Source organism: Cellulosimicrobium sp. KWT-B (assembly GCF_002127155.1).
In the GTDB taxonomy this organism is placed as follows: domain Bacteria; phylum Actinomycetota; class Actinomycetes; order Actinomycetales; family Cellulomonadaceae; genus Cellulosimicrobium; species Cellulosimicrobium funkei.
In genome coordinates this window covers 1,052,733-1,076,362 of the sequence record NZ_NEDO01000001.1, presented here as the reverse complement: position 1 = coordinate 1,076,362, position 23,630 = coordinate 1,052,733, and the positions used below count along the sequence as shown (strand labels likewise).

Annotated in this window: 22 protein-coding genes; 8 read left to right on the top strand and 14 right to left on the bottom strand. The window is 75.5% G+C overall.

Annotated features, from left to right (window positions below; translation table 11 throughout):
- Positions 1–24: 24 nt before the first annotated feature.
- Complete coding sequence (locus B9L22_RS04705; RefSeq protein WP_086149371.1) at positions 25–2,055, top strand: NHL domain-containing thioredoxin family protein; 2,031 nt, start codon at positions 25–27, stop codon at positions 2,053–2,055.
- 81 nt (positions 2,056–2,136) lie between these two features.
- Here the strand turns inward: B9L22_RS04705 and B9L22_RS04700 are convergent, their stop codons facing one another.
- The 5 genes from B9L22_RS04700 to B9L22_RS04680 form a co-directional block, all read right to left on the bottom strand.
- A complete protein-coding gene (locus tag B9L22_RS04700; RefSeq protein ID WP_086149370.1) occupies positions 2,137–2,385 on the bottom strand; it encodes a hypothetical protein in 249 nt (82 codons plus the stop codon).
- A 149-nt stretch (positions 2,386–2,534) separates the two neighbouring features.
- Positions 2,535–2,999 carry a PTS glucose transporter subunit IIA gene (locus B9L22_RS04695; RefSeq protein ID WP_086149369.1) on the bottom strand — a complete coding sequence of 155 codons (465 nt, stop codon included), beginning with the start codon at positions 2,997–2,999 and terminating at the stop codon, positions 2,535–2,537.
- On the bottom strand, positions 2,999–3,229 hold the full coding sequence (locus tag B9L22_RS04690; RefSeq protein ID WP_061267010.1) for a PTS transporter subunit EIIB: 231 nt from the start codon (positions 3,227–3,229) through the stop codon (positions 2,999–3,001). Before B9L22_RS04690 ends, B9L22_RS04695 begins: the two co-directional genes overlap by 1 nt.
- Positions 3,230–3,356: 127 nt before the next feature.
- On the bottom strand, positions 3,357–3,602 hold the full coding sequence (locus B9L22_RS04685; protein ID WP_021482555.1) for a glucose PTS transporter subunit EIIB: 246 nt from the start codon (positions 3,600–3,602) through the stop codon (positions 3,357–3,359).
- On the bottom strand, positions 3,599–4,453 hold the full coding sequence (locus tag B9L22_RS04680; RefSeq protein ID WP_086149368.1) for a GntR family transcriptional regulator: 855 nt from the start codon (positions 4,451–4,453) through the stop codon (positions 3,599–3,601). Before B9L22_RS04680 ends, B9L22_RS04685 begins: the two co-directional genes overlap by 4 nt.
- Before the next feature lie 360 nt (positions 4,454–4,813).
- Here B9L22_RS04680 and B9L22_RS04675 point away from each other — a divergent pair, with 360 nt between their 5' ends.
- Complete coding sequence (locus tag B9L22_RS04675) at positions 4,814–6,208, top strand: PTS transporter subunit EIIC (protein ID WP_086149367.1); 1,395 nt, start codon at positions 4,814–4,816, stop codon at positions 6,206–6,208.
- Positions 6,205–7,938, top strand: a complete 1,734-nt coding sequence (ptsP, locus tag B9L22_RS04670) for a phosphoenolpyruvate--protein phosphotransferase (RefSeq protein ID WP_255376872.1) — start codon at positions 6,205–6,207, stop codon at positions 7,936–7,938. The genes B9L22_RS04675 and ptsP overlap by 4 nt, the downstream gene beginning before the upstream one ends.
- A gap of 44 nt (positions 7,939–7,982) precedes the next feature.
- Here the strand turns inward: ptsP and B9L22_RS04665 are convergent, their stop codons facing one another.
- Complete coding sequence (locus tag B9L22_RS04665) at positions 7,983–8,252, bottom strand: HPr family phosphocarrier protein (protein WP_034650738.1); 270 nt, start codon at positions 8,250–8,252, stop codon at positions 7,983–7,985.
- Between the two features lie 154 nt (positions 8,253–8,406).
- Between B9L22_RS04665 and B9L22_RS04660 the strand changes: the two genes are divergently transcribed.
- The 4 genes from B9L22_RS04660 to B9L22_RS04645 are packed head-to-tail and all read left to right on the top strand — an operon-like array spanning position 8,407 to position 12,292.
- Positions 8,407–9,375 carry a sugar phosphate isomerase/epimerase gene (locus tag B9L22_RS04660; protein ID WP_086149678.1) on the top strand — a complete coding sequence of 323 codons (969 nt, stop codon included), beginning with the start codon at positions 8,407–8,409 and terminating at the stop codon, positions 9,373–9,375.
- 16 nt (positions 9,376–9,391) lie between these two features.
- A complete protein-coding gene (locus tag B9L22_RS04655) occupies positions 9,392–10,723 on the top strand; it encodes an MFS transporter (protein ID WP_086149366.1) in 1,332 nt (443 codons plus the stop codon).
- 40 nt (positions 10,724–10,763) lie between these two features.
- On the top strand, positions 10,764–11,432 hold the full coding sequence (locus B9L22_RS04650; protein WP_086149365.1) for a pentapeptide repeat-containing protein: 669 nt from the start codon (positions 10,764–10,766) through the stop codon (positions 11,430–11,432).
- Positions 11,429–12,292, top strand: coding sequence for a carbohydrate kinase family protein (locus tag B9L22_RS04645; protein WP_086149364.1), 864 nt, complete (start codon positions 11,429–11,431; stop codon positions 12,290–12,292). Before B9L22_RS04650 ends, B9L22_RS04645 begins: the two co-directional genes overlap by 4 nt.
- A 180-nt stretch (positions 12,293–12,472) precedes the next feature.
- Here the strand turns inward: B9L22_RS04645 and B9L22_RS04640 are convergent, their stop codons facing one another.
- Both B9L22_RS04640 and B9L22_RS04635 read right to left on the bottom strand, forming a co-directional pair.
- Positions 12,473–13,216 (bottom strand): response regulator transcription factor, encoded by a 744-nt coding sequence (locus B9L22_RS04640; protein WP_086149363.1) that lies wholly within the window; start codon positions 13,214–13,216, stop codon positions 12,473–12,475.
- Positions 13,213–14,589, bottom strand: a complete 1,377-nt coding sequence (locus B9L22_RS04635; RefSeq protein ID WP_086149362.1) for a sensor histidine kinase — start codon at positions 14,587–14,589, stop codon at positions 13,213–13,215. The genes B9L22_RS04640 and B9L22_RS04635 overlap by 4 nt, the downstream gene beginning before the upstream one ends.
- A 171-nt stretch (positions 14,590–14,760) precedes the next feature.
- On the opposite strand from B9L22_RS04635, the gene B9L22_RS04630 reads away from it, so the two are divergent.
- Entirely contained in the window at positions 14,761–15,669 is a 909-nt protein-coding gene (locus B9L22_RS04630) for a GAP family protein (RefSeq protein WP_086149361.1), read from the top strand.
- 95 nt (positions 15,670–15,764) lie between these two features.
- Here B9L22_RS04630 and B9L22_RS04625 read toward each other — a convergent pair whose 3' ends face one another.
- From B9L22_RS04625 to B9L22_RS04600, 6 genes are all read right to left on the bottom strand, one after another.
- Positions 15,765–17,234: a flotillin family protein gene (locus B9L22_RS04625; protein WP_034652746.1), complete on the bottom strand. Its 1,470-nt coding sequence runs from the start codon at positions 17,232–17,234 to the stop codon at positions 15,765–15,767.
- Positions 17,235–17,354: 120 nt separating this feature from the next.
- Entirely contained in the window at positions 17,355–17,825 is a 471-nt protein-coding gene (locus tag B9L22_RS04620) for an NfeD family protein (protein ID WP_021482495.1), read from the bottom strand.
- 144 nt (positions 17,826–17,969) lie between these two features.
- A complete protein-coding gene (locus tag B9L22_RS04615; RefSeq protein WP_086149360.1) occupies positions 17,970–18,989 on the bottom strand; it encodes a phosphotransferase family protein in 1,020 nt (339 codons plus the stop codon).
- 65 nt (positions 18,990–19,054) lie between these two features.
- The gene (locus tag B9L22_RS04610) at positions 19,055–20,677 is read right to left on the bottom strand and encodes an ATP-dependent DNA helicase RecQ (RefSeq protein ID WP_086149359.1); all 1,623 of its coding nucleotides are present in this window, start codon (positions 20,675–20,677) and stop codon (positions 19,055–19,057) included.
- Positions 20,674–22,482 (bottom strand): pyruvate dehydrogenase, encoded by a 1,809-nt coding sequence (locus B9L22_RS04605; protein ID WP_086149358.1) that lies wholly within the window; start codon positions 22,480–22,482, stop codon positions 20,674–20,676. The genes B9L22_RS04610 and B9L22_RS04605 overlap by 4 nt, the downstream gene beginning before the upstream one ends.
- A 155-nt stretch (positions 22,483–22,637) precedes the next feature.
- Complete coding sequence (locus B9L22_RS04600) at positions 22,638–23,624, bottom strand: NAD(P)/FAD-dependent oxidoreductase (RefSeq protein WP_086149357.1); 987 nt, start codon at positions 23,622–23,624, stop codon at positions 22,638–22,640.
- Positions 23,625–23,630 lie beyond the last annotated feature (6 nt).

Here is a 23,630-nt window from a genome sequence, read left to right as displayed (position 1 = left end):
GCGCCGGCGCGCGAGAATGGCCGCGTGACCACCGAGCGACTTCCCCGTGTCCGCGCGTCCGAGCTCGTCGGGCGCGGCTGGCTCAACACCGGGGACCGCGACCTGACCCTCGCCGACCTGCGCGGCAAGATCGTCCTGGTCGACTTCTGGACCTTCTGCTGCGTCAACTGCCTGCACGTCCTCGACGAGCTGCGCGAGCTCGAGGAGCGGCACCGCGACGTGCTGGTCGTCGTCGGCGTGCACTCGCCGAAGTTCGAGCACGAGGCGGACCCGGCGGCGCTCGCGGCCGCGGTCGAGCGGTACGAGGTCCACCATCCGGTGCTCGACGACCCGGAGCTCGTCACCTGGTCCGCGTACGCGGCGCGCGCCTGGCCGACGCTCGTGGTCGTCGACCCCGAGGGCTACGTCGTCGCGCAGATGGCGGGGGAGGGGCACGCGTCCGCGATCGCCGCCCTCGTCGAGGAGCTCGTCGCGGAGCACGACGCGAAGGGCACGCTGCACCGGGGCGACGGCCCGTACGTGGCGCCCGCGCCGTCGTCGGGCACGCTGCGCTTCCCCGCGAAGGCGATCGAGCTCCCGGGCGGCAACCTCCTCGTCGCGGACGCCGGGCACCACGCGCTCGCCGAGCTCCTGCCCGACGGCGAGACGCTCGTCCGGCGCATCGGGTCCGGCGAGCGCGGGCTCGTTGATGGCGGCCCCGAGGACGCGCGGTTCGCCGAGCCGAACGGGCTGTGCCTCGTCCCGGAGCGGGAGCGTGCGACGTACGGGTTCGACGTCCTCGTGGCGGACACCGCGAACCATGCGCTCCGCGGGGTACGGCTCGCCGACGGGCACGTGACGACGGTCGCGGGCACGGGCGAGCAGTTCATGGTGGGCGGGGTCGAGAACGTCGTGGTCCCTGACGACGAGGGCACGCCCCGGTTCGGACCGTTCGACCCGGGCTCCACCTACGACCCGCGCGACGTGCGGCTCTCCTCGCCGTGGGACGTCGCCTGGTCGGACGAGCTGGCCGGCTTCGTCGTGGCGATGGCGGGCCATCACACGTTGTGGGCCTTCGACGGGTGGAAGCTCGGGCTGCTGGCCGGGACGATGAACGAGGGTCTGGAGGACGGGCCGGGGGCGTCGGCCTGGTTCGCCCAGCCGTCCGGGCTGGCGGTCGCACCCGACGGCGCCGTCTGGGTCGCCGACGCCGAGACCTCGGCGCTGCGCCGCGTGTCCGGGCTGGGCGGTGGCGTCGCCGTGGTGCCCGAGGGCGTCGAGGTGCGGACCGCCGTCGGGCAGGGGCTGTTCGACTTCGGCCACCGCGACGGCCCGGCCGAGCAGGCGCTGATGCAGCACCCGCTCGGGGTCGCGACGCTGCCCGACGGGAGCGTCGTCGTCGCCGACACCTACGACGGCGCGCTGCGCCGGTTCGCGCCCGCGGCCGGTGACGCCGGGAGCGTCGGGGACGACGCCCAGGGGACGCGGCTCGCGGGCGAGGTCACGACCCTGGCGACGGGCCTCGCGGAGCCGAGCGGCGTCGTCGTGCAGGTGAGCGAGGGGCCGGGCGGCGAGCCGCAGGTCCACCTGCTCGTCGTGGAGTCCGCGGCGCACCGCCTGACGCGCGTCGCGCTCCCGGCGTCGCTCGCGGGCGAGGTGCTCGACGGCGGCGCGCACCGCACGCAGCGCCCCGTCACCGACATCGGGGCCGGGCCGCTGTGGCTCGACGTCCCGTTCGTCCCGGCGCCGGGGCAGAAGCTCGACGACCGGTTCGGCCCGTCGACGGAGCTGCGCGTGAGCGCGACGCCGCCCGAGCTGCTGCTGTCCGGGGAGGGCGTCGGCGTCGAGCTCGGCCGCGACCTGGTCATCAACCCCGCGGTCGGGGAGGGCGTGCTGCACGTGACGGCCCGGGCGGCGTCGTGCGACGTCGTCCCGCTCGGCCCCGACGGCGAGCCCGACCCGGACGTGTTCCCCGCGTGCCACCTCGCGCAGCAGGACTGGGGCGTGCCGGTCCGCGTGGTCGACCGCGGCGAGCCGGGCGACGTCCCTGCCCTCACGCTCCCGCTGCGCGGCTAGACCACGGCCCGCACCGGGACCCTCGGTGGACGTGCGCGGGGTCGGGCTCCGACGGAGCCCGACCCCGGTGACGCATGATCGTCAGCAGGCGGTCCAGGAGTGGCCGAGGATGTGGCCCGCGGTGCTGAAGGTCTTGGACTGCCCGCCCAGGAGCCGGTAGGTGGCCGTCGTCTTCGCCCCGCCGGCGTTGGCGTAGGAGATCACGAGGACCCGGCAGCTGCCGAACGTGTTGGTGTACGTCCGCGTCTCCGCCGCGTTCGCGACGGTCGGCGTGGCGAGGGCCAGCGCCGCAGCGGCGGCGACGACGGCGACGAGCTTCGTGAACTTCATCGTTCCCCCTTCATCGGGTGTGATGCGCGAGCATCCTGACGCCGTGCTCGCCCCCTGTGGACGTGGCGTCAGTATCGAAGCCTCGCATATGGAAGGGGTCCGCACAATCGCTCGCCGTGGGCCCTCTCGGCCGATCGGGGCCCGACGCATCAGCCCCAGGTGAGCAGCTCCTCGCCGTGGGCGGCCCACGCCCCGACCTCGGCGAGCGAGGTCACGTCGTCGGGCGCCGCCTCGAGCGCGACGACCGGGCACACGGCCGAGCGGCCGCCGGCGCGCACGGCCTTCGGGTCCCACGTGACGAGCACCGTGCCGCGCTGGACGTGGTCGCCCTGCGCGACGTGGGTCGTGAAGCCCTCGCCGCCGAGCTGGACGGTGTTGATGCCGAGGTGGACGAGGACCGCGCGGCCGTCGTCGTGCTGGACGACGAACGCGTGCGGGTGCAGCTTGACGACCGTGCCCGTGATGGGCGCGACGGCCTCGCCCCCCTGCGCGTCGTCGGGCTCGACCGCGAGCCCGGGGCCGACGAGCCCGGCGGAGAAGACGGGGTCGTCGACGTCGCCGACGTCCACGACCGTGCCCGTGACGGGGACGAGCACCGTGAGCGTCGCCGCCATCAGCGGAGGTCCTCGATGTCGGAGGCGATGTTGTCCGCCTCGGGGCCGACGATGACCTGGATCGCGGCGCCCGACCGCACGACGGCGATCGCCCCGGCCGCGGTCAGCGTGGCGTCGTCGACGAGCGCCGGGTCCTCGACCTCGACGCGCAGGCGCGTGATGCACGCCTCCAGGTCGAGGACGTTCGCGTCGCCGCCGAGGCCTCGGAGGATCTGCTCTGCCTTGCTCACGGGTGCTCCTCGTGGTCGGGGTCCGGCCGGGGCCGGGTCGGGGGGCCCGGCCGGCAACCGTGCCGGTCGGGGTGCGCGGGGTGCGCGGGGAAGGGCGGTGGCCCGGGTCGCGCCCGGGCCGGGTTCCTCACATGAGGTCGGCGAGGTCGGACGCGATGGTGTCGACCTGCGGGCCGACCACCACCTGCACGACCCGCCCGTTCACCATGACGCCGAACGCGCCGGCGCGGCGCAGGAGCGCGGCGTCGACGAGCGCGGGGTCCTTGACGAGCGACCGGAGCCGCGTGGTGCACGGGTCGATCTCCTCGATGTTCCCCACCCCGCCGAGGCCGGCGAGGATCGTCGCGGCGCGTTCCGCGTCGGACTGTGTCATCGGTCGTTCCCTTCGGTCGCCCGTGCCGGCACCGGCACGGGGGCGAGCTGGTCGGTCGGCGCGTCGTCGGTGACGGCGCCCCCGTCCGCGGCGGCGTCGTCGGCGGTGGTGCTGCGCGGGACGAGCGTCGGGCGCGCCTCGCGGAGCGGGACGAAGACGCTGTACCGGTCGCCGCGGTAGCTGGAGCGGGAGTACATGAGGGGCGAGTCGCCCGCGAACGTGCGCCGCACGGTGCGCATGACGGCTCGCGAGGCGCGGAGCCCGAGCAGCTTCTGCTCCTGGACGGTGGCGTCGGACGCGGTGATCGTGTCCTCGCCCCACGTCGGCGCGAGGCCGCGCTCGCGCAGGGCGCCGTACAGGCTCTCGGGCACGCCGTCGTCGAGCAGGTCGGGGGCGAGGTCCACGGGGATCCAGGCCTCCTCGACGCTCATGGGCGACCCGTCCGCGGTGCGCAGGCGCACGACGTGGTGCATCGGGTCGCCGGTCGCGCGGCCGAGCGACTCGGCGACGGACGCGGGCGCGGGGACGGTCCCGACCTCCAGCACCTCGGTGCCCGGCTCCATGCCGCGCCGTCGTGCCTCCTCGCCGAACGTCGTGAGGCGCATCTCGAAGTCGGCGCGCGGCGGCGCGACGAAGGTGCCCCGCCCCTGCGCGCGCTCCAGCACACCCTCCGTGACGAGCGCGTCGACGGCCTGGCGCACGGTCATGCGCGAGACGCCGAACTTCTCGGTGAGGCTGCGCTCGGACGGCACCGCGTCGCCGACGGAGAGCTCGCTCGCCACGAGGTCGGCGAGGTAGGCGCGCACCGTGAGGTACTTGTGCTCGCTCGCCTGCGATCGTGACCTGCTCATCGTCGTGCCGCGTCCTCGTCCTCGTGCCGTCCCTGGTCCCAGTCGTCCCCGACCGCCCTGCTCCGGTGCCGCGTTCTCCACGGCTGCATTGTCGTCGCCCGGCCGTCGTGCGACCTGCGACGACGCGCCCCGCGGGGCCTGCCGTGTGTCCCGGGTCACCCTCGGGGGTTGACACATCATGAGGTCTAGACCACTCTTCCTGCAAGTGGTCCAGACAACCTGGACCGACAGCCCGGGCACGACGACCCCAGGTCTTCTCGTCGCGCCCCGGGACCGGCAACGACGCCGCACGACGTCGCGCCACAGCCGCCGCTCGACGCACCTCGCCTGCGCCCCAGGCCTGCCCAGGAGGAGAAGGACATGACGACCGTCGCCGAACCGACGAGGACCAAGAGGGGGGTGCCCGGCTTCGCGCAGCTCCAGCGCGTCGGGCGCTCGCTCATGCTGCCCATCGCGTCGCTGCCCGCCGCCGCGCTGCTGATGCGTCTCGGTCAGCCGGACATGCTCGGAGCCCAGGGCGCCGCCGGGACCTTCGCGTGGATGCAGCCCGTCGCCGACGTCCTCGGCGCCGCGGGGAACGCGCTCTTCAGCAACCTGCCGATCATCTTCGCCCTCGGCGTCGCTGTCGGGTACGCCAAGAAGGCCGACGGGACGACGGGTCTCGCGGCCCTCATCGGCTACCTCGTGTTCTCCGGCGTCACCGACTCGCTCTCGCCCTACGTGCTCGGCGAGGCGGCAGAGGGCGAGACGCAGGCGCTCATCAACTACGGCGTGCTCGGGGGCATCGTCATCGGCCTGACGGCCGCGCTGCTGTACCAGAAGTACTACCGGATCAAGCTGCCGCCGTACCTCGCGTTCTTCGGCGGGCGACGGTTCGTGCCGATCGTCACGGCGGGCGTCTCGGTGCTCATCGCCGTGGTGGCCGCGCTGATCTACCCTGCCTTCGACTGGCTCATCAACGAGCAGATCGGCGGGTTCGTCACGGGCTCGACCATCCTCGGCGCGTTCGTCTTCGGCACGCTCAACCGCCTCCTCGTGCCGATCGGCCTGCACCACCTGCTCAACTCGCTGCCGTGGTTCCAGTTCGGCGAGTACACCGCCGCCGACGGCACGGTCGCGCAGGGCGACATCTTCCGCTTCCTCGCGGGCGACCCCACGGCGGGCACCTTCCTCACCGGGTTCTTCCCCATCATGATGTTCGCGCTCCCGGCCGCCGCGCTCGCGATCGTCCACACCGCCAAGCCGGCGCAGCGCAAGGTCGTCGCGGGCATCATGGGCTCGGCCGCGCTCGTCTCGTTCGTCACGGGCGTCACTGAGCCGCTCGAGTTCGCGTTCGTGTTCGTCGCCTACCCGCTGTACGTCATCCACGCGGTGCTCACCGGCACGTCGATGGCGCTCGTCAACGCGCTCGGCATCCGCGACGGGTTCGGCTTCTCCGCCGGCGCGATCGACTACCTGCTGAACTTCCGGATCGCCGAGATGCCGCTGCTCCTCATCCCCATCGGGCTCGGGTACGCGGTGCTCTACTACGTCCTCTTCCGCTTCGTCATCACCCGCTGGAACCTGCGGACGCCGGGTCGTGAGGACGACGACGCGGAGGGTGCCGTCCAGGCGACCGGCGCCGTCGACACCACCGAGGACGCGCGGCCCGACGCCTCGGCGGCGGAGGTCTCGCCGGTGCGACGCGACGCCGACGCGGCGGAGGCGGGCGCCCGGGGCCGGGCGGGCGCGTCCGGCAGCGGGGGCACGGCGTGACGCTCGCCGACGACGCGACGCGCGCCCCGGCGCGGGCCGCCGACCCGGGGCTGACCGGCGTGCCGGTCAGCCCCGGGCGGGGGGCGGGGCCGGTGGCCCGGATGCCCGGCTCGGTCGCGGAGCCGGACCCGGCGCCGCTGCCCGCCGACGCGTCGGACGCCGACGTCGACCTCGCGGTGACGCAGGTCCTCGCGGCGGCGACGACGGTCCAGGAGGACCTCACGGCCCGCGCGGCGCGGGCCGAGGGCACCGCGGCGGAGGTCCTGGGCGTGACCGCCGCGATGGCGGCCGACCCCGCCCTGGCGCGCGACGCCGTCGGGCGGGTGCGGGAGCAGCGGGCCACCCCGGCCCGGGCCGTGTGGGACGCGGCGGGGGTCGTCGTCGGGCGGCTCGAGGCGCTGGGCGGCCTCCTCGCCGAGCGGGCGCGCGACGTGCGGGACGTGCGCGACCGGATCGTCGCGACCCTGCTCGGCCTCCCCGTGCCGGGTGTGCCCGACCCGGGCCATCCCTTCGTGCTCGTGGCCGACGACCTCGCGCCCGCGGACACGGCACAGCTCGACCCCGAGCGCGTGCTCGCGGTCGTCACGCGGGGCGGCGGGCCGACGTCGCACACCGCGATCCTCGCGCGCGCCCTGGGCATCCCGGCCGTCGTCGCGGTCGAGGGCGCGCTCGCGCTGCGCGACGGCGAGACCGTGCTCGTGGACGGCGGCCTCGGCACGGTGGAGCGCGACCCGTCGGAGCACGACGTGGCGGCGGTCGTCGCGGCCCGGGGCGCGCGCCGCGCCCGGCGGCGCCTCGACGGCCCGGGGCGGACGGCGGACGGCCGCCGCGTGGAGCTGCTCGCCAACGTCGCGGACGGCGCGGACGCGCGCGCCGCCGCCGAGGCGGGCGCGGAGGGTGTCGGCCTGTTCCGCACCGAGGTCTGCTTCCTCGGCCGCACCGTCGAGCCGACGGTCGACGAGCAGGTCGCGGCCTATCGGGAGGTGCTCGCCGCGTTCCCGGACCGCAAGGTCGTCGTGCGCACGCTCGACGCGGGCGCCGACAAGCCGCTCCCGTTCGTCACGCCCGACGCCGAGCCGAACCCGGCGCTCGGGGTGCGCGGACTGCGGACCGCGCGCCGCCACCCCGAGGTGCTCGACCGCCAGCTCACCGCCGTCGCGCGCGCGGCGGAGGCGGAGGCGGCGGACGTGTGGGTCATGGCGCCGATGATCGCGACGCCGGACGAGGCGGAGTCGTTCGTCGCGCTGTGCGCGGACCACGGCCTCGCGACGGCGGGCGTGATGATCGAGGTGCCGGCCGCGGCCCTCGGCGCGCGCTGGGTGCTGGCCAGGGCGGCGTTCGCGAGCATCGGCACGAACGACCTCACGCAGTACACGATGGCGGCCGACCGCGAGGTCTCCGACCTCGCGCGCCTGTCCACCGGGTGGCAGCCGACGGTCCTCGCGCTCGTCGGGGCCACGGGCTCGGGCGCGGCGCTCAACGGGCGACCGCTCGGCGTGTGCGGGGAGGCGGCGGCCGACCCGGTGCTCGCCCCGGTGCTCGTCGGGCTCGGCGTGACGTCGTTGTCCATGACGCCGCGCGCGCTCCCGGACGTCGCCGCGGTGCTGGCGGCCACGACGTCGGAGGAGTGCGAGGAGCTCGCGTTCCTCGCGCTGCAGCAGCCCACGCCCGACGCCGCGCGCGCGGCGGTGCGCGCCCGGCTCCCCGTGCTCGACGAGCTGGGCCTGTGACGAGGGCCGTGCCCGGCCCCGCGACGGCGGGGCCGGGCACGGCGTCAGGCGACCTCGGTCTGCTCCAGGAAGGCGACGAGCGCGTCGATCGAGGCGCTCGCGTCGTCGCCGTCGGCGTCGGTCGACAGCACGACCTCGTCCCCGGCCGAGACGCCGAGCGTCATGACCCCGAGGATGCTCGCCGCCTCGACGGCGTCGCCGCCGGGCTTGGCGATGCGCACGGGCGCGGGCTGGGCGGCGGCGGTCTTGACGAAGAGCGCGGCCGGGCGGGCGTGCAGGCCCTCGGTGATCGCGACGACGACGGCACGGTCCATGGTGTTCCTCCGGCAGACAAGTGGTCTGGACCAGTGCATCCTAGGCGATCCGGCCCGGAAAGGGGAGGGTCGGAAGCCCTCCGCGCGGCGCGGCGTCGTCGGCGCCGACCGCCCGCTGGTGTGGGCCACAGCGGACGGGTCTAGGGTGACCGGCATGTCAGACGCGACGACGCCGCGAGAGGCCCCACCGTCACCGGGGGAGCCGCCGCGCATCCACGTCACGCTGTCCACGGCGAGCGTCTACCCGCGCAAGGCCCAGTACGCCTTCGAGGCGGCGGCCGACCTCGGGTACGACGGCGTCGAGGTCATGGTGTGGTCCGACGAGACGACGCAGGACGCCGCGGCGCTGCGCCGGCTCTCCGCCGAGCACGACGTGCCGATCCGCAGCATCCACGCGCCCACGCTCCTCGTGAGCCAGCGCGTGTGGGGACGATCGCCCGGACCCAAGCTGCGGCGCAGCGTCGAGCTGGCGCAGGAGGTCGGGGCGAGCACCGTCGTCGTGCACCCGCCGTTCCGCTGGCAGTACCGGTACGCGCGCGAGTTCGAGGACCTCGTCGGCGAGCTCGACGAGACCGAGGGCGTCACCATCGCGGTCGAGAACATGTACCCGTGGCGCAGCCGCAAGCGCGAGATGCAGGCGTACCTGCCCGGCTGGGACCCGTCCGAGCACGGCTACGAGCACGTCACGCTCGACCTGTCGCACGCCGCCGTCGCGCAGCAGGACGCGCTCGCGCTGCTCGACGTGTTCGACGGCCGCCTCGCGCACGTGCACCTCGCGGACGGGTCGTCGTCCATCACGGACGAGCACCTCGTCCCCGGGCGCGGCGACCAGCCGTGCGACCTCGTCCTGGCCGAGCTCGTGCGCCGCGGCTGGGAGGGGGACGTCGTCGTCGAGATCTCGACGCGGCGCGCCCGCACCGCGGCCGAGCGGCGCGAGGACCTCGCCGCCTCGCTGTTCTTCGCGCGCACCTACCTCACGCCCGGGCCGCACCCCGGGTACTCGCCGCCGCCCGGACCTCCGCACCGCCACGTCGACGCGTGGGGCGAGGCGGAGGCGCGCGACAGCGCCCTCGCGGACGCGGACGAGCCCGGCACCACGAGGACGGGCCCACCCGCCGGCTGACGTAGGCTCGGCGGTCGTGGCTCGAGTCAACGGTCTTCTCGCCGACACGACCCCGCTGCGCATCTCCCCGCCGTTCCGCCGCCTGTGGTGGGGGCTCGGCATCTCCAACCTCGGCTCGCAGCTCACGGTCGTCGCCGTCGGCCTGCAGGTGTACGCGCTCACGGGCTCGTCGCTCGCGGTCGGCGTGCTCGGCCTCTGCGCGCTCGTGCCGCTCGTGGTGCTCGGGCTCTACGGCGGCGCGCTCGTCGACGCGTACGACCGCCGCAAGGTCGCGCTCGCGGCCTCGACGGCGCTGTGGGTGGTCACCGCGCTCATCGCCGTCCAGGCGTGGCTGCACCTGAACTCCGTCGGCGTGCTCTACGCGCTCGTCGCGGCGCAGTCCGCCGCGTTCGCGATCAACAACCCGGCGCGCTCCGCGATCATCCCGCGCCTCGTCGAGCCCCGGCTCCTGCCCGCGGCGAACGCGCTCCAGACGATCGCGTGGAACGTCGCGCTCACCGTCGGCCCGCTGGGCGGCGCGTTCCTCGTCGCGCTGTGGGGCTACCAGGTCGCGTACACGATCGACGCCGTCCTGTTCACGGCTGCGCTGTGGGCGGTGTGGCGGCTCCCCGACATCCCGCCGCTGCCCGCCGGTCCCGGCGCCCCGGCCGCGGTCGCCGCCGCTCCCGCGGGGCGCCGACGCCGCGTCGTGGGGTGGCGGTCCGTCGTGGACGGCCTGCGGTACCTCGCGACCCAGCCCAACGTCCGCACGACGTTCCTCGTCGACCTCGCCGCGATGGTGCTCGCCTCGCCGCGCGTGCTCCTGCCCGCCGCCGGCGTCGTGTTCCTCGGGGGCGGCGAGGCGACGACGGGCGTCCTCACCGCGGCGTTCGCCGTCGGGGCGGTGCTCGCGGGCGTGTTCTCCGGCGGCCTGTCCCGCGTGCGGTGGCAGGGCCGCGTCATCGTGTGGGCGATCACGGCCTACGGGCTGTCGATCGTGCTGTTCGGCGTCGTGCTCCTCGGCGTGGGCGCGACGACCCCGACGACCGTCCTCGTGGGCGGCGTCGTCGCGGCGAGCGTCGCGCTGGCGCTCGCGGGCGCGTCCGATGCCGTGAGCGCGGTGTTCCGCCAGACGATCCTCCAGACCGCGACGCCCGACGACATGCGCGGCCGCCTCCAGGGCGTGTTCATCGTCGTCGTCGCGGGCGGGCCCCGCCTCGGCGAGCTCGTGCTCGGGGCGCAGGCCACCTGGGTGGGGGAGGCGTGGGCCGCCGTCGCGGGGGGTGTCGCGTGCGTCGTCGTGCTGTGGCTCGTCGTGCGGGCCCAGCGCCGGTTCTGGCGCTACGACGCCCTGCACCCGGAGCCCTGAGGCTCCTCGCCGCGTGGGCGGCCCGGCCTAGGCTCGGGGCGTGCCCCCGAAGAAGCCGACGACCGAACCACCCGCGATCGACCCGGTCGTCCTGGACGACCTCCAGCCCGGTGACGCCTACGACCTCGAGGCGGAGGCCGACCTCGAGGGGTTCGAGATCACCGACCTGCGCCTCGACCGGCTCGACCTGCACGGCGCGACCGTGTTCTCCACGCGGCTCGACCAGGTGCGCGCCGACGAGGCCGACCTGGGGGCGGTGACGCTCACGGAGGTCGTGCTGGGGCGCCTCGACGTCCCGGTGGTGCGCGGGACGCGCGGCCGGTGGCGCGAGGTCGAGGTGCGGGGCGCGCGCCTCGGGTCCGCCGAGCTCTACGAGTCGTCGTGGGCCGGGGTGCGGTTCGTCGGCTGCAAGCTCGGGTTCGTCAACCTGCGGGGCGCGTCGCTGCGCGACGTGGTGTTCACCGACTGCACGATCGACGAGCTCGACCTCGTCGCGTCCGACGCGCTGCGCGTCGCGTTCGAGGGCACGCGCGTGCGCCGGCTCGACGTGCAGGGCGCCACGCTCGCCCACGTGGACCTGCGCGGCGCGGAGATCGACGAGCTCGGCGGCATCGAGTCGCTGCGCGGCTCGACCATCGACTCGATGCAGCTCGCCCGCCTCGCCGCGACGTTCGCCCACAGCCTCGGCATCACGGTGACGGACCGATGACGCCCCCGCAGGCCGAGGTCCTCGTCGCCGGGCCGGCGTCGTGGAACCTCCTCGTCCAGCTCGACGAGCTGCCCGCTCCCACGCCGCACACCGTGTTCGCGCGGTCGCACCGGCACACGGTCGGCGGCACGTCCGCGGGCAAGGCGCTCAACCTCGCACGCCTCGGCCGGTCGGTGCTCCTGCGCACCGTGCTCGGGACGGACGACGACGCCGCGCGCGTCCGGTCCGTGCTCGAGGGCGCGGGCGTGCGGGTGCTCGCGGAGCCGTCGCCCGACGGCCGCACCGAGAGCCACCTCAACCTCATGGACGACGACGGCGGCCGGGTCTCGGTCTACCTGCGCGCACCGGGCGAGGTCCCGGCCCAGGGCGAGGCGTGGGACGCCACGGTCGCGGCGCTCGACGCGGCGCGGGCCGTCGTCGTCGACCTCGCCGTGCCCGCGCTCCCGGTGCTCGACCTCGCCGTGGCGCGCGGTCGCGACGTCTGGGTCGACCTGCACGACTACGACGGCGAGTCCGCGTTCCACCGGCCCTGGGTCGACGCGGGCACGCACGTGTTCCTCAGCGGGGACCGGCTCGACGACTGGCGCGGCTTCATGGCCGCCCGGGTCGCGGCGGGCGCGCGCCTGGTGGTCTGCACGCACGGCTCGCGCGGCGCGGTCGCGCTCACGCCGGAGGGCGGCTTCGTCGAGGTCCCGGCACAGCCCGTACCGCACGTCGTCGACACGAACGGCGCCGGCGACGGATTCTTCGCCGGGTTCCTCGACGCGCACCTGCGCGGGGCAGGCGTCGAGGAGGCGATGCGCGCGGGCGCCCGGCACGCCGCCCTCGTCGTGCAGAGCCCGGACCTCGCCCCGGCCTGACCTCGCCCGACCTGGCTTGCCTGCGGCCCCCGGCCAACCCCCCGCCCACCCGGCGAGCACGGGGTCGGCGACCGGATCGGGCGGGTTCCGGTCGGTGACCCCGTGGTCGACGGGGGCTGGGCGACGGGGGCTGGGCGCTGGGCGGCGGGCGCTGGTCGGCGGTCGGGTGCAGGGGGGCGGTCAGGCGAGGCCGGAGTCCCGCGCGACGATCGCCGCCTGCATGCGGGTCGCGACGCCGAGCTTCGCGAGCACGCGCGAGACGTGCGTCTTGGCCGTGGCCTCGGTGATGTAGAGGTCGGTCGCGATGCCCTGGTTGGACAGGCCGCGGCCGAGCGCCGCGAGCACGTCGACCTCGCGCGGCGTGAGGTCGGCGAGCCGCGGGTCGGGCCGGTCGTCGACGACGCCTCCGCCACCCGACGCCGCGGGGTCCCCGGGACCGTCCGTGCCGCCCGGGCGCGATCCCGCGGGGAGCCGGGGGGCGGCGTCGGGCACGGGGTCGCGCGCGAACGCGGCGAGGAGCCGGCGAGTGACCTCGGGTGCGAGGACGCCGTCTCCGTCGGCGACGCGCCGCACGGCGTCGATCAGCGCGGCGGGCTCGGCGGACTTGAGGAGGAACCCCGCGGCCCCGGCGCGCAGCGCCCCGTCCACGTACTCGTCGAGGTCGAACGTCGTGAGCACGAGGACCTCGGCGAGGCGCTCGCCGGTGATGACGCGCGTGGCCTCGATGCCGTCGACGCCCGGCATCCGCAGGTCCATGAGCACGACGTCGGGCCGCAGCGCCCGGGCGTTCGTGACGGCGGCGGTGCCGTCCGCGGCCTCGCCGACCACCTCGACGTCGGGCGCGGCGTCGAGCAGGAGGCGCAGGCCCGCCCGGATGGCGGCGTGGTCGTCGGCGAGGAGCACCCGGACCGGTCGTCGCGTCACGCGTCCTGCCTCTCGACGGGGAGCCCGGCCACGGGGATCTCGGCGCGCACGGACCACCCGCCCGCGGGCAGCGGGCCGGCGCTGCACGTGCCGCCGAGACCGTCGGCGCGCTCGCGCATCGTGAGCAGGCCGGTGCCCGCGCTCAGCGGCGCCTCGACCGTCCCGGAACCGGGGGCGCCGTCGTCGCGCACCTCCAGCACGACGGCCGCCCCGTGCCGGGAGAGATCGACGACGACCGGGGCGCTGGGCGCGTGCTTGAGCGCGTTCGTCACGGCCTCTTGCGCGATGCGGAACAGCGCCTGGTCCGCCGCCGCGGGCAGGCGCGACGCCGCGACGCCGTCCGGGTCGCGGAGCGTGACGGTCGTCGTCGCGCGCGCGGCGTCGAGGAGCGTGTCGAGGCCGGCGAGGCGGCCGGGGGCGACGACGGCGTCGGACGCGCCGCCGTCCTCGCGCCGCCCCTCCGTGCGCAGCAGCAGGATCATGGACCGCATCTCGTCGAGCGAGGCGACGGCGCTCGCGCGCACCTGCTCGAGCGCCGCCCGGTCCTTCGCGGCGTCGGGCGGGAGGGCGAGCGCGGCGCCGGAGTGGATGGCGATGGTCGACAGGTGCGACGCGATGACGTCGTGCAGGTCGCGCGCCATCGCGGCCCGCTCCGCACGGACGGCCTCGTGCCGGTCGAGCTGCGCGATGCGCTCGAGGTCGCTCGCGCGCTGGCGCTCGAGGTCGGCCGTGCGGGCCGACGCCTCGGCCTCGCGCGCGGCGAGGTCGGCGCGCTCGCTCGCGACCTCGGCGAGCTCGCTCGTGGTGCGCACGTTGGTGGCCCACCACATCGGCACGAGGAGCAGCGCGCTGAGCTGGAGCCCCATGTAGACGAACTCCCGCACGTCGCGCGCGGCCTCGCCCGCCCCGACGGCGCCCACCGCCACGACCGTCGCCGCGACGCCCCAGAGCCACGCGCGCGCCCGGGGCCGCGACCAGAGGGCCGCGGCGTAGAGCAGGTCCCACAGGACGAGCATGAGGGCGAGGCTCCCGCCCCACCGCAGGTCGACGGCGGTGACGACGACCCCGCCGAGGAGCGCGAGGATCGGGTGCGCGCGCTTGACGAGGATGAGGAGGCACCCGACGCCGAGCAGCGCGACCCGCCACCAGGCGTGCGGGGGCTCGACGACGAACGACGCGCGGACGATGCCGACGAGCCCGACCTCGAGGAGCACCCACCCGAGGACGAACGTCGTCACGGCGGAGAACAGGTCGTTGCGCCGGTCCTCGATGCGCCACACCCCGCGCAGGGAACCGGCCGCCGCGCGCCAGCGCCCGGTGCGCCCGGGCGCGGCCGCGCGCGCGTCCTGCGTCCCGCCGTCGTGCGTGCTCACGCCTCCATCCCAGCACAGCGCGCCCGGAGACGGATCGGTCGAACGGTGTACGACGCCCGCGCCCGCCTCCGGCACCACGCCCCCCTCGCGCCTCCGCGGCCCCGCGACGGGGCGCACGGATCGGTCGTTCGCCGGACGACGCGCCGGTCGCCGGACGGGAGGCTCGGGGGCATGGACCTCCCTCTCGACCTCGACGCCGTCGGCGGTCCGGGCCTCGGCCTGGCCGCGATGGCCGGCGTGCTCGTCGTGCTGGCGCTCATCGACTCCACGAGCTTCGGCACGCTGCTCATCCCCGTGTGGCTCCTGCTCGCGCCCGGGCGGCTGCGCGCGGGGCGCGTGCTCGTGTACCTCGGCACGGTGGCGGGGTTCTACCTCGCCGTCGGGATCGTCGTGCTGCTCGGCGCGGGCGCGTTCCTCGACCGGTTCGGCGACGCGCTCGACACACGCGCCGCCGCGATCGTGCAGCTGCTCCTGGGCATCGGGCTCTTCGCGCTGAGCTTCCGGTTCGACAGCAAGCGCGCGGCGCGCAAGGCCGCGCAGTCCGATGCCGCCCCGTCCGCCGCCGGCCGGGCCGACGCCGTGGGGGTCAGCCCGTGGACCGGTGCCGGTGCCGGTGCCGGTGCCGAGACCGCCGGGCCGGGCGCGCCGTCGTCGCCCCCGCGCCCGGGGAGGCTCTCGCGGTGGCGCGAGCGTGCGCTCGGGATCGAGGCGGACGCCGTCGGGACCGGGGTGGTCCGGACGCGCTCGTCGGTGCTGCCGCTCATGGGGCTGGCCCTCGGGGCCGTCGCGATCGAGGTGGGGACGATGCTGCCGTACCTCGCCGCGATCGGGATCGTCACGACGTCGGACGTCGGCTGGCCCGGGAACGGTGCGATCCTCGCCGCGTACTGCGTCGTCATGGTCGCGCCCGCGCTCCTGCTGCTGCTCGGCCGGCTCGTCGCGGCGCGCGCCGTCGACCCGGTGCTGCACCGTCTCGACCGGTGGCTCACGAAGAACGCGACGGACATGACGGGCTGGGTGCTCGGGGCGCTGGGCGTGCTGCTCGCGCTCAACGCGTTCGGCCGCCTCGGCTGGGCCTGACCGGCCCCCGGTTCTGCCGGCCGGCTCGCCGACCATGCGGCTGTGGCCCGCCCGGAGGTCCGGACGGGCCACGGCCGCATGCTCGGCGGGGTGGGTCAGTGCGACGTGCCGTTGGTCGGCGCGTCGCCCGAGCCCGCGAGCTGCGTGCCCGCGAGGTTGGCGATGAGCTGGTTGATGTCGACGCCGGTGAGCTGCTTGATGACGCCCTGGCCCTCGCCCAGGACGGACGCGACGTTCTTCGTGAGCGCGGACGCGCCGTCGGTCGAGACGACGGTCATGCCCTGGATGTTGCCGATCGGCTCGGCCGCGGCCCGCACGATCTCGGGCAGGCGCTCGATGAGCTCCTGCACCAGGGCCGCCTCGCCGTACTTCTGGAGCGCGTCGGCCTTGGCGTCGGTCGCCGCCGCCTCGGCGCGACCCTCGGCCTCGATCGCCGCGGCGCGGGCCTCACCCTCGGCCCGGATACCGGCCGCGAGGGCGACCTGGCGGTCGCGCTCGGCCTCACCGGCACGACGCACGGCCTGCGCGGACGCCTCGGCGTCCTGGATGGCCGCGGTCTTGTTCGCCTCGGCGATGACGGTGCGCTTGTACGCGTCGGCCTCGGTGGCGGCGTTCGCGGCGTCACGACGCGCGTTGGCCTCCTGGACCTCCGCGTACGCCTTGGCCTCGGCGGGCTTGCGGACCTCGATGTCGAGGCGCTCCTGCGTCACGCGCGCCTGCTCGGCGAGCGCCTCGCGCTCCTGCTGCGCGACGAGGCGGTCCTGCTCGGCGCGCGCGAGCTGGCCCGCGGCCTCGGCCTCGGCGTTGGCGCGGTCGGTGTCGGCCTTGATCGCGGCGCGCTTGAGGTCGAGGGCCTTCTGGCGCTCGGCGATCTGCTCGGCCGCCTCGATGACGGCGAACTCCGACGCGCGCTGTGCCTCGGCCTCGGAGACCTCGGCGACCTGGCGGGCGCGGGCCGACTCGGCGCGGCCGAGGTTCGCGAGGTAGTCCGACCCGGGCGTCGAGATGTCGGAGATGTTGAGCAGGTCGACCTGGAGGCCCTGCTCCGAGAGGTCGGCCTTCGTGGACTCGACGACGCGGTCGGACAGGCCCTTGCGGTCGGAGATGATCTGCTCGATCGTCATGTCGCCGACGATGGAGCGCAGCGAGCCCTCGAGCGACTCCTTGATGATCTCGGTGAGCGTGCCCTGCTGGGAGAGGAAGCGCTGGGCCGCGCGGCGCACGCCCTCCTCGTCGCCCCGCACCTTGAAGTTGATCGACGCCTTGATGGCGATCTTGATGCGGTTCTTGTCCACGCCCTCGACCGTGATGCCGATCTGGCGCTGCTCGAGCGAGATGGAGAAGCCCTGCTGGAGGATCGGCCAGACGAACGTGCGGCCGCCGACGACGACCTTCTGCCCGCTGCCCCCGGCCTCCTTGCGGCCTGCGCCGCGGCCGACGATGACCAGGGCCTCGTTCGGCGGGACGCGGCGGATGCGCTTGCTGATGAAGATGACCACCGCGAAGAACGCGATGACCAGGGCGACGATCGCCAGGGTCGTGATGAGGTTCGTGTCGTCGAACATGGTCCGCGCCGGGGCGCGTCTCCTTCCGTGGGTGCGGGCAGGTCAGGACGTGCGGCAGTCGTGCGGGTGCGCGGCACCCACGGGACGACGCGCGGGGCGTCGTGGTCGGTCCGTCGGACCTCAGTCGTTGGGGTAGTGCCGCTGGACGCGCACGCGGCTCCCGGACTGCTCGAGCACGACGACGCGCGCGCCCTCCGGGATCGGTTCGTCGGACCACGCGAGGCGGCGCTCGAGCTCGTGCGCCGCGTCGAGCGAGACCTCGCCGCGCGCGGGGTCGATCGCGGTGGTCGCGGTGCCCTGGACGCCCACGAGGGACACGGGGACGCCGTCCTCCGACGCGCGCAGGTTCTTGACCAGCAGCTGGACGAGCACCATGACGACGAGCGCCACGACGAGGGACCCGACGTACGCGAGCCACGTCGGCAGGTCGTTGGACGCCACGATCACGCCGACGGCGCCGAACACCACGCCACCGACGCCGAGCGTCGTCCCCGACACCGCGCCGTCACCCAGGTCGACGATCTCGCCGACGAGCAGCGAGAGGAGCAGGAGGGCGAGTCCGGCGATGCCGATGACGATGAACGCGATCATGCGAGGTCCCCTCGGACGGGTGGCCACGGCGCGGGAGTGGCGTGTGGAGTTGTCGTGAACGTACGCACACCTTACCGTGACTCGACCATGCCGTGGGGCGATCAGGAGGTACGTCACATGGGGAGGACTCCCCACGCGGGAGTCTCAGACGCCCAGCTCGTCCAGCATCCGCAGCAGGTTGGCGCGGGCGGTGCCGGCGTACCCCTCGACCCAGTCGCCCTCGTACCCCCGCGGCACCACCTCGACGGCGAGGAGGCACGACAGGTAGGTGCGGTACAGGCGCAGGCGCGTCCACGCGGCGGGGTCACCGCTGCCGGGCGTGCCGTCGCCGAGCCCCAGGTCGCCGCCCTCGGCGGCGTAGCCCGCGAGGAGGTCCGCGTCGACGGGGCCGGACCCGAGCTGGTCGGCCCCCGCGAGCTCGAACAGCGGGTCGCCCCAGAGGGACCGCTCGGCGTCGAGCACGCCGACGATCCGCGGGGCGTCCGGGGCGAGCAGCACGTTCCCCGGCCACAGGTCCGCGTGCACGAGCCGGGGGACCTCGACGCGGGCGAGGACGTCGCGGTGCCGCGCGACGGCGTCACGCACCCGGGCCTCCGGGAGCTCGACCTCCCACGTGCGCGCGTCGTCGAGCACGGCGTCGACCATGCGCGTGAGCGCGTCGGGCCAGGTCGCCGCCGCGAGGCCCGACGCGGGCGCCGGGTAGCCGAACCGGTCGCCCGCGATCCGGTGCAGCCGCGCCATGAACGACCCGAGCCCGCGGCGGACGGCGGCGGACTCCGCCGCGTCGGCCTCGCGCGCGCTCCACAGGGTCCCGTCGAGGAACGTCACGACGAGCGCGTCGCCGTCCACGTGCTCGCGCGTGAGGTCGGCGTGCAGCACCTCCGGGACGGGCAGGCCCGCGGCGTGGGCGGCCCGGTAGGCCGCCGCCTCGGTGCCGGGGATGCCGTGCTCGTAGCGCAGGAGCCGGGACGTGTCGGCGCCCGTGACCTTGACGACGACGCGGCCCGGGACGTCGTCGGGCGTCGCGCCGGGCCGCGGGGCGAGGTCGACCGCGAAGACGCTCGCGAACATCCCGCCGCTCAGCGGCTCGGACCGCAGCGCCTCGCCGAGCGGCGCCACGAGCGCCGCGAGCTGGTCGTCCGTGACCGTCGTCCTGGTGAGCACGCGGCGATGCTACCGGCCGGGGCGGCGGCGCCGGACGCGCGCCCGCGCCGGCCGCCGGCGGCGGGTCAGGACGCCGTGAGCAGGCCCTGGTCCGTCACCGCGTCGAGGCTCAGGGTCCGGTACCCGTGCGTCTCGAAGAGCACCGTCACGCGGTCGTCGCCCTCGTAGCCCATGACGGTCCCCTCGCCGAACTCCGGGTGCCGCACCGTCGTGCCCGTCGACCACGGCGCGGACGCGTCGTCGGCCACCCTCTCCTCCGCGGTGCCAGCCCAGCAGGTGTCGCAGCGCCCGCACGGCTCGGGCAGCTCTTCGCCGAGGTAGGCGAGCAGGAACTGGCGGCGGCACTGCGGGGTCTCGGCGTACGCGCGCATCATCTGCAGGCGCGAGTCGTCGACCCGGCGTCGGGCCTCCGCGAGCTCGTGCGCGACGTCGGCCACCGCACCCGGGCGCGCGTCCTCGCCGGCGAGAGCCCGCGCGTCCTCCACGAGAGCGCGCAGGCGTGCGAGGCGCCGGGGCAACCGGGCCCGCCCTCCTGACGACGACGAGCCCGACGCCGGGCCGCCCCGGCCCAGGGCGCGCGCGACCTCGCGGAGGTCGTCGCGGTCGGGCACGCCGACCGCGAAGTAGCGCTGCAGGCCCAGGTCCTCCGGCCGGTAGAACAGCACCGCGACGGCGGGCTCACCGTCGCGGCCCGCGCGGCCGACCTCCTGGTAGTAGGAGTCCGGGGAACCGGGGACGTCCGCGTGCACGACGAACCGCACGTCCGGCTTGTCGATGCCCATGCCGAACGCGGACGTCGCGACGACCACGTCCACCTCGTCGTCCGTGAACCGCCGCTGGGCCTCGTCGCGCTCGGCCCGCCGCAGCCCGCCGTGGTAGGCCGCGGTGCGCAGGCCCGCCTCCGCGAGCGCGTCGGCGACCTCGGTCGTGCGGCGCCGCGTGCCCACGTAGACGATCCCGACGCCGTGCTCGGCCTCCGCGCGCACGCGCTCGACGACCGCGCGGTCCTTGTCCGCCGCCTCGACGGTGCGCACGACCTCCAGCGCGATCCCCGGGCGGGCGAACCCGCGGACGATCACCGCGGCGTCGCGCAGGTGCAGGCGCTCGGCGACGTCCTCGCGCACGGGCGGGGACGCCGTCGCGGTGAGCGCGAGCACGGGCGGTCGCGGGTCGAGCGTGTCGAGGCGCTCGCCGACGCGCAGGTACTCGGGCCGGAAGTCGTGCCCCCAGGTCGAGACGCAGTGCGCCTCGTCGACCGCGACGAGGCTGGGCCGGGCCGCGCGGACGGCGTCGAGCACCTCCTCGTTGGCGAGCTGCTCGGGCGAGAGGAAGAGGAACTCCAGCTCGCCCGCCGCGGCGGCCTCGAGCGCGGCGCGGCGCTCGGCCGCGGGGACGGCCGAGCTCACGGCGGCGGCCCGCGCGTCGTCGTCGCCGAGCTCGAGGAGGGAGCGCACCTGGTCCTGCTGGAGCGCGATGAGCGGCGAGACGACGAGCGTCGGCCCGGGCAGCTCGAGGCCGGGGAGCTGGTAGACCGCGGACTTGCCGGCACCCGTGGGCAGCACGAGCAGGACGTCGCGGCCGTCGAGGAGCGCGGTGATCGCCTCGCGCTGCCCGGGGCGCAGGTCGCGGTAGCCGAAGACCTCCCGGGCGGTGTCGCGGACGTCGGCGAGGGTGGGCTCGTCGGTCACGGGCGGGGCACGTTGCGCAGGTTGGCGCGGGCCATCGAGACGACCTCGCCCATGCCGCCGCCGAGGACCTCCTTGCTCATCGCGACCGCGAACCCGCGGACCTGGCCCGCGGTGATGTTCGGCGGGATCGAGAGCGCCCGGGGGTCGGTGACGACGTCGACGAGCGCCGGGCCGGGCCGGTTCAGCGCCTCCTGGAGCGCGCGGCGCAGGTCCTTCGGCTTCTCGACGCGCACCGCCGGGATGCCGATCGCGTTCGCGACCGCGGCGTAGTCCACGTGCGGCGACTCGGTGCCGAACATCGGCAGGCCGTCGACGAGCATCTCGAGGCGCACCATGCCGAGGCTCGCGTTGTCGAACAGGACGACCTTGACCGGCAGGTCGTAGTGCTTGAGCGTCACGAGCTCGCCGAGCAGCATCGAGAGGCCGCCGTCACCGGCCATGGCGACGACCTGGCGTTCACGGCCCCCGTCACGCCCGGCGGCCGCGGCGCCGATGGCGTGGGGGAGCGCGTTGGCCATCGACCCGTGGATGAACGACCCGATGACGCGGCGCTTCCCGTTGGGCGTGATGTACCGCGCGGCCCACACGTTGCACATGCCCGTGTCGACGGTGAACACCGCGTCGTCGGCGGCGACCTGGTCGAGCGTGTCGGCGACGAACTCGGGGTGGATCGGCGTCGTGCGCTCGACCTTCTTCGTGTACGCCCCGACGACGCCGGTCATCGCCTTCTCGTGCTTGGCAACCATCGAGTCGAGGAACTTGCGGGACCGCGCCTTCTTCACGAGCGGCAGGAGCGCGCGCACCGTCTCGCCGACGTCACCCACGACGGCGAGGTCCAGGCGCGTGCGCCGCCCGAGGTGGGTCGGGTCGACGTCGACCTGCGCCGTACGGACCGACTCCGGGAGGAACTGGTCGTACGGGAAGTCGGTGCCGAGCAGCACGAGGAGGTCGCAGTCGTGCATGGCGTCGAACGCGGCGCCGTAGCCGAGGAGGCCGGACATGCCGACGTCGAACGGGTTGTCGTACTGGATGAACTCCTTGCCGCGCAGCGAGTGGCCCACGGGCGCGGCGATCTTGTCGGCGAGCGCGATCACGTCGTCGTGCGCGCCGCGCACGCCCGCGCCGGCGAAGATCGTGACCTTCTTCGCGGCGTCGATCGCGTCCGCGAGCTGCTGGACGGCGGTCGCGTCGGGGACGACGCGCGGGGGCGCGGGTCGGCACGCGACGTCGGGCACGGCGGCCGGGGCGTCGAGGTCGGCGACGTCGCCCGGGAGCGTGAGGACGGAGACGCCGCGGGCGCCGTACGCGTGGTGGATCGCGGAGTTGATGACGCGCGGCGCCTGCTCGGCGCTCGAGATCATCTCCGAGTAGACGGAGCACTCGGTGAACAGGCGGTCGGGGTGGGTCTCCTGGAAGAACCCGGTGCCGATCTGCTTGCTCGGGATGTGGCTCGCGATGGCGAGCACGGGCACGCGCGACCGGTTGGCGTCGTACAGGCCGTTGATGAGGTGGAGGTTGCCCGGCCCGCACGACCCCGCGCACACCGCGAGGCTGCCCGTGACCTCGGCCTCGGCAGCCGCGGCGAACGCGGCGGCCTCCTCGTGGCGCACGTGGATCCACTCGATCCCCTTGCCGGCGTTCTCGCCCGCGTTGGACCGGTGCACGGCGTCGACCACGGGGTTGAGGCTGTCGCCGACGATGCCGTAGATCCGGCGCACCCCCGCCTCGATGAGCTGCGCGACGAGCAGGTCGGCGACCGTGCGGTTGCGCTTGTCCTGCGGGGAGCGACCGATTCCGAACGGCATGACGTACCTCCACGGTGGGCTGGGGTCGTCCTCCATCGTGCGACGGGCCGCCCGGCCGCGCAGCGCGAGCGGGCGTCTCGTGCGTCACCCTCCGCGCGGCCGGGCCCGCGGTCGTTCCCGGCCGCGGGCCCGGCCCGGTGTCTCGGGCCGCCGCCTCAGACCGCGGGCTCGGCGTGCGCCGCGAACGGCGTCCGGCGTCGTGCGACGGCCGCCGCCGCGTCGGCCTGCGCGAGCTCCCCGTGGATCCCCGCGCCGGCCATGACCCCGGCCGCCGCCGACGCGCCGACCTGCGCCATGAGGTCGCTCGAGTTGCCCGCGGCCCACACGCCCGGCACGGCGGTCGCGCCGCGCGGGTCGGCGGGCACGAACCGGCCCGCCGGGTGCTCCTCGAGCGTCCCGCCGAGCTGCTCGAACAGCTCGCCGCGCGCGACGAACCGCGGCCCGACGACGACCGCGTCCACCGGGAACGACGTCTCGTCGGCGAGCACGACCGACCGCACCGACCGGCCGTCGACGTCGAGCCGCGCGACCTCCCCCTCGACCACGCGCACGCCGAGCGCCGAGAGCTGCTCCCACGTGGCGTCGTCGGGCTCGGGGGCGGTGTGCTGGAACAGCGTGACGTGCGGGGTGAGCTGGCGGAACAGCAGCACCTGGTGCGCCGCGGCGGGCCCGGTCGCGAGCACCGCGATCCGCTGCCCCCGCACCTCCCACCCGTGGCAGAACGGGCAGTGCAGCACGCTCGACCCCCAGCCCTCGCGGACCCCGGGGACGTCGGGCAGCTCGTCGACGAGGCCGGTCGCGAGCAGCACGCGGCGCGCGCGGACCGTCCCGCCGTCGTCGAGCGTGAGCGTGAAGCCGGACCCGGCGTCGCCGTCGGCGCGGGCGACGCGCGCGTCGCGGACCTCGGCGCCGTAGCCCTCGGCCTCGGCGCGGCCGGTGGCCAGCAGCTCGCGCGGCGGCACGCCCTCGCGCCCGAGCAGGTTGTGCGCGCCCTCCGCGGGCGCGTTGCGCGGCTCGCCGGCGTCGAGCACGACGACGGACCGCAGCGACCGCGCGAGCGTCACCGCGGCGCTCAGCCCGGCGGGGCCGCCGCCGACGATCGCGACGTCGTAGGGGGCGTTCTTCTCGGTGGTGGTGTCCATGACTCT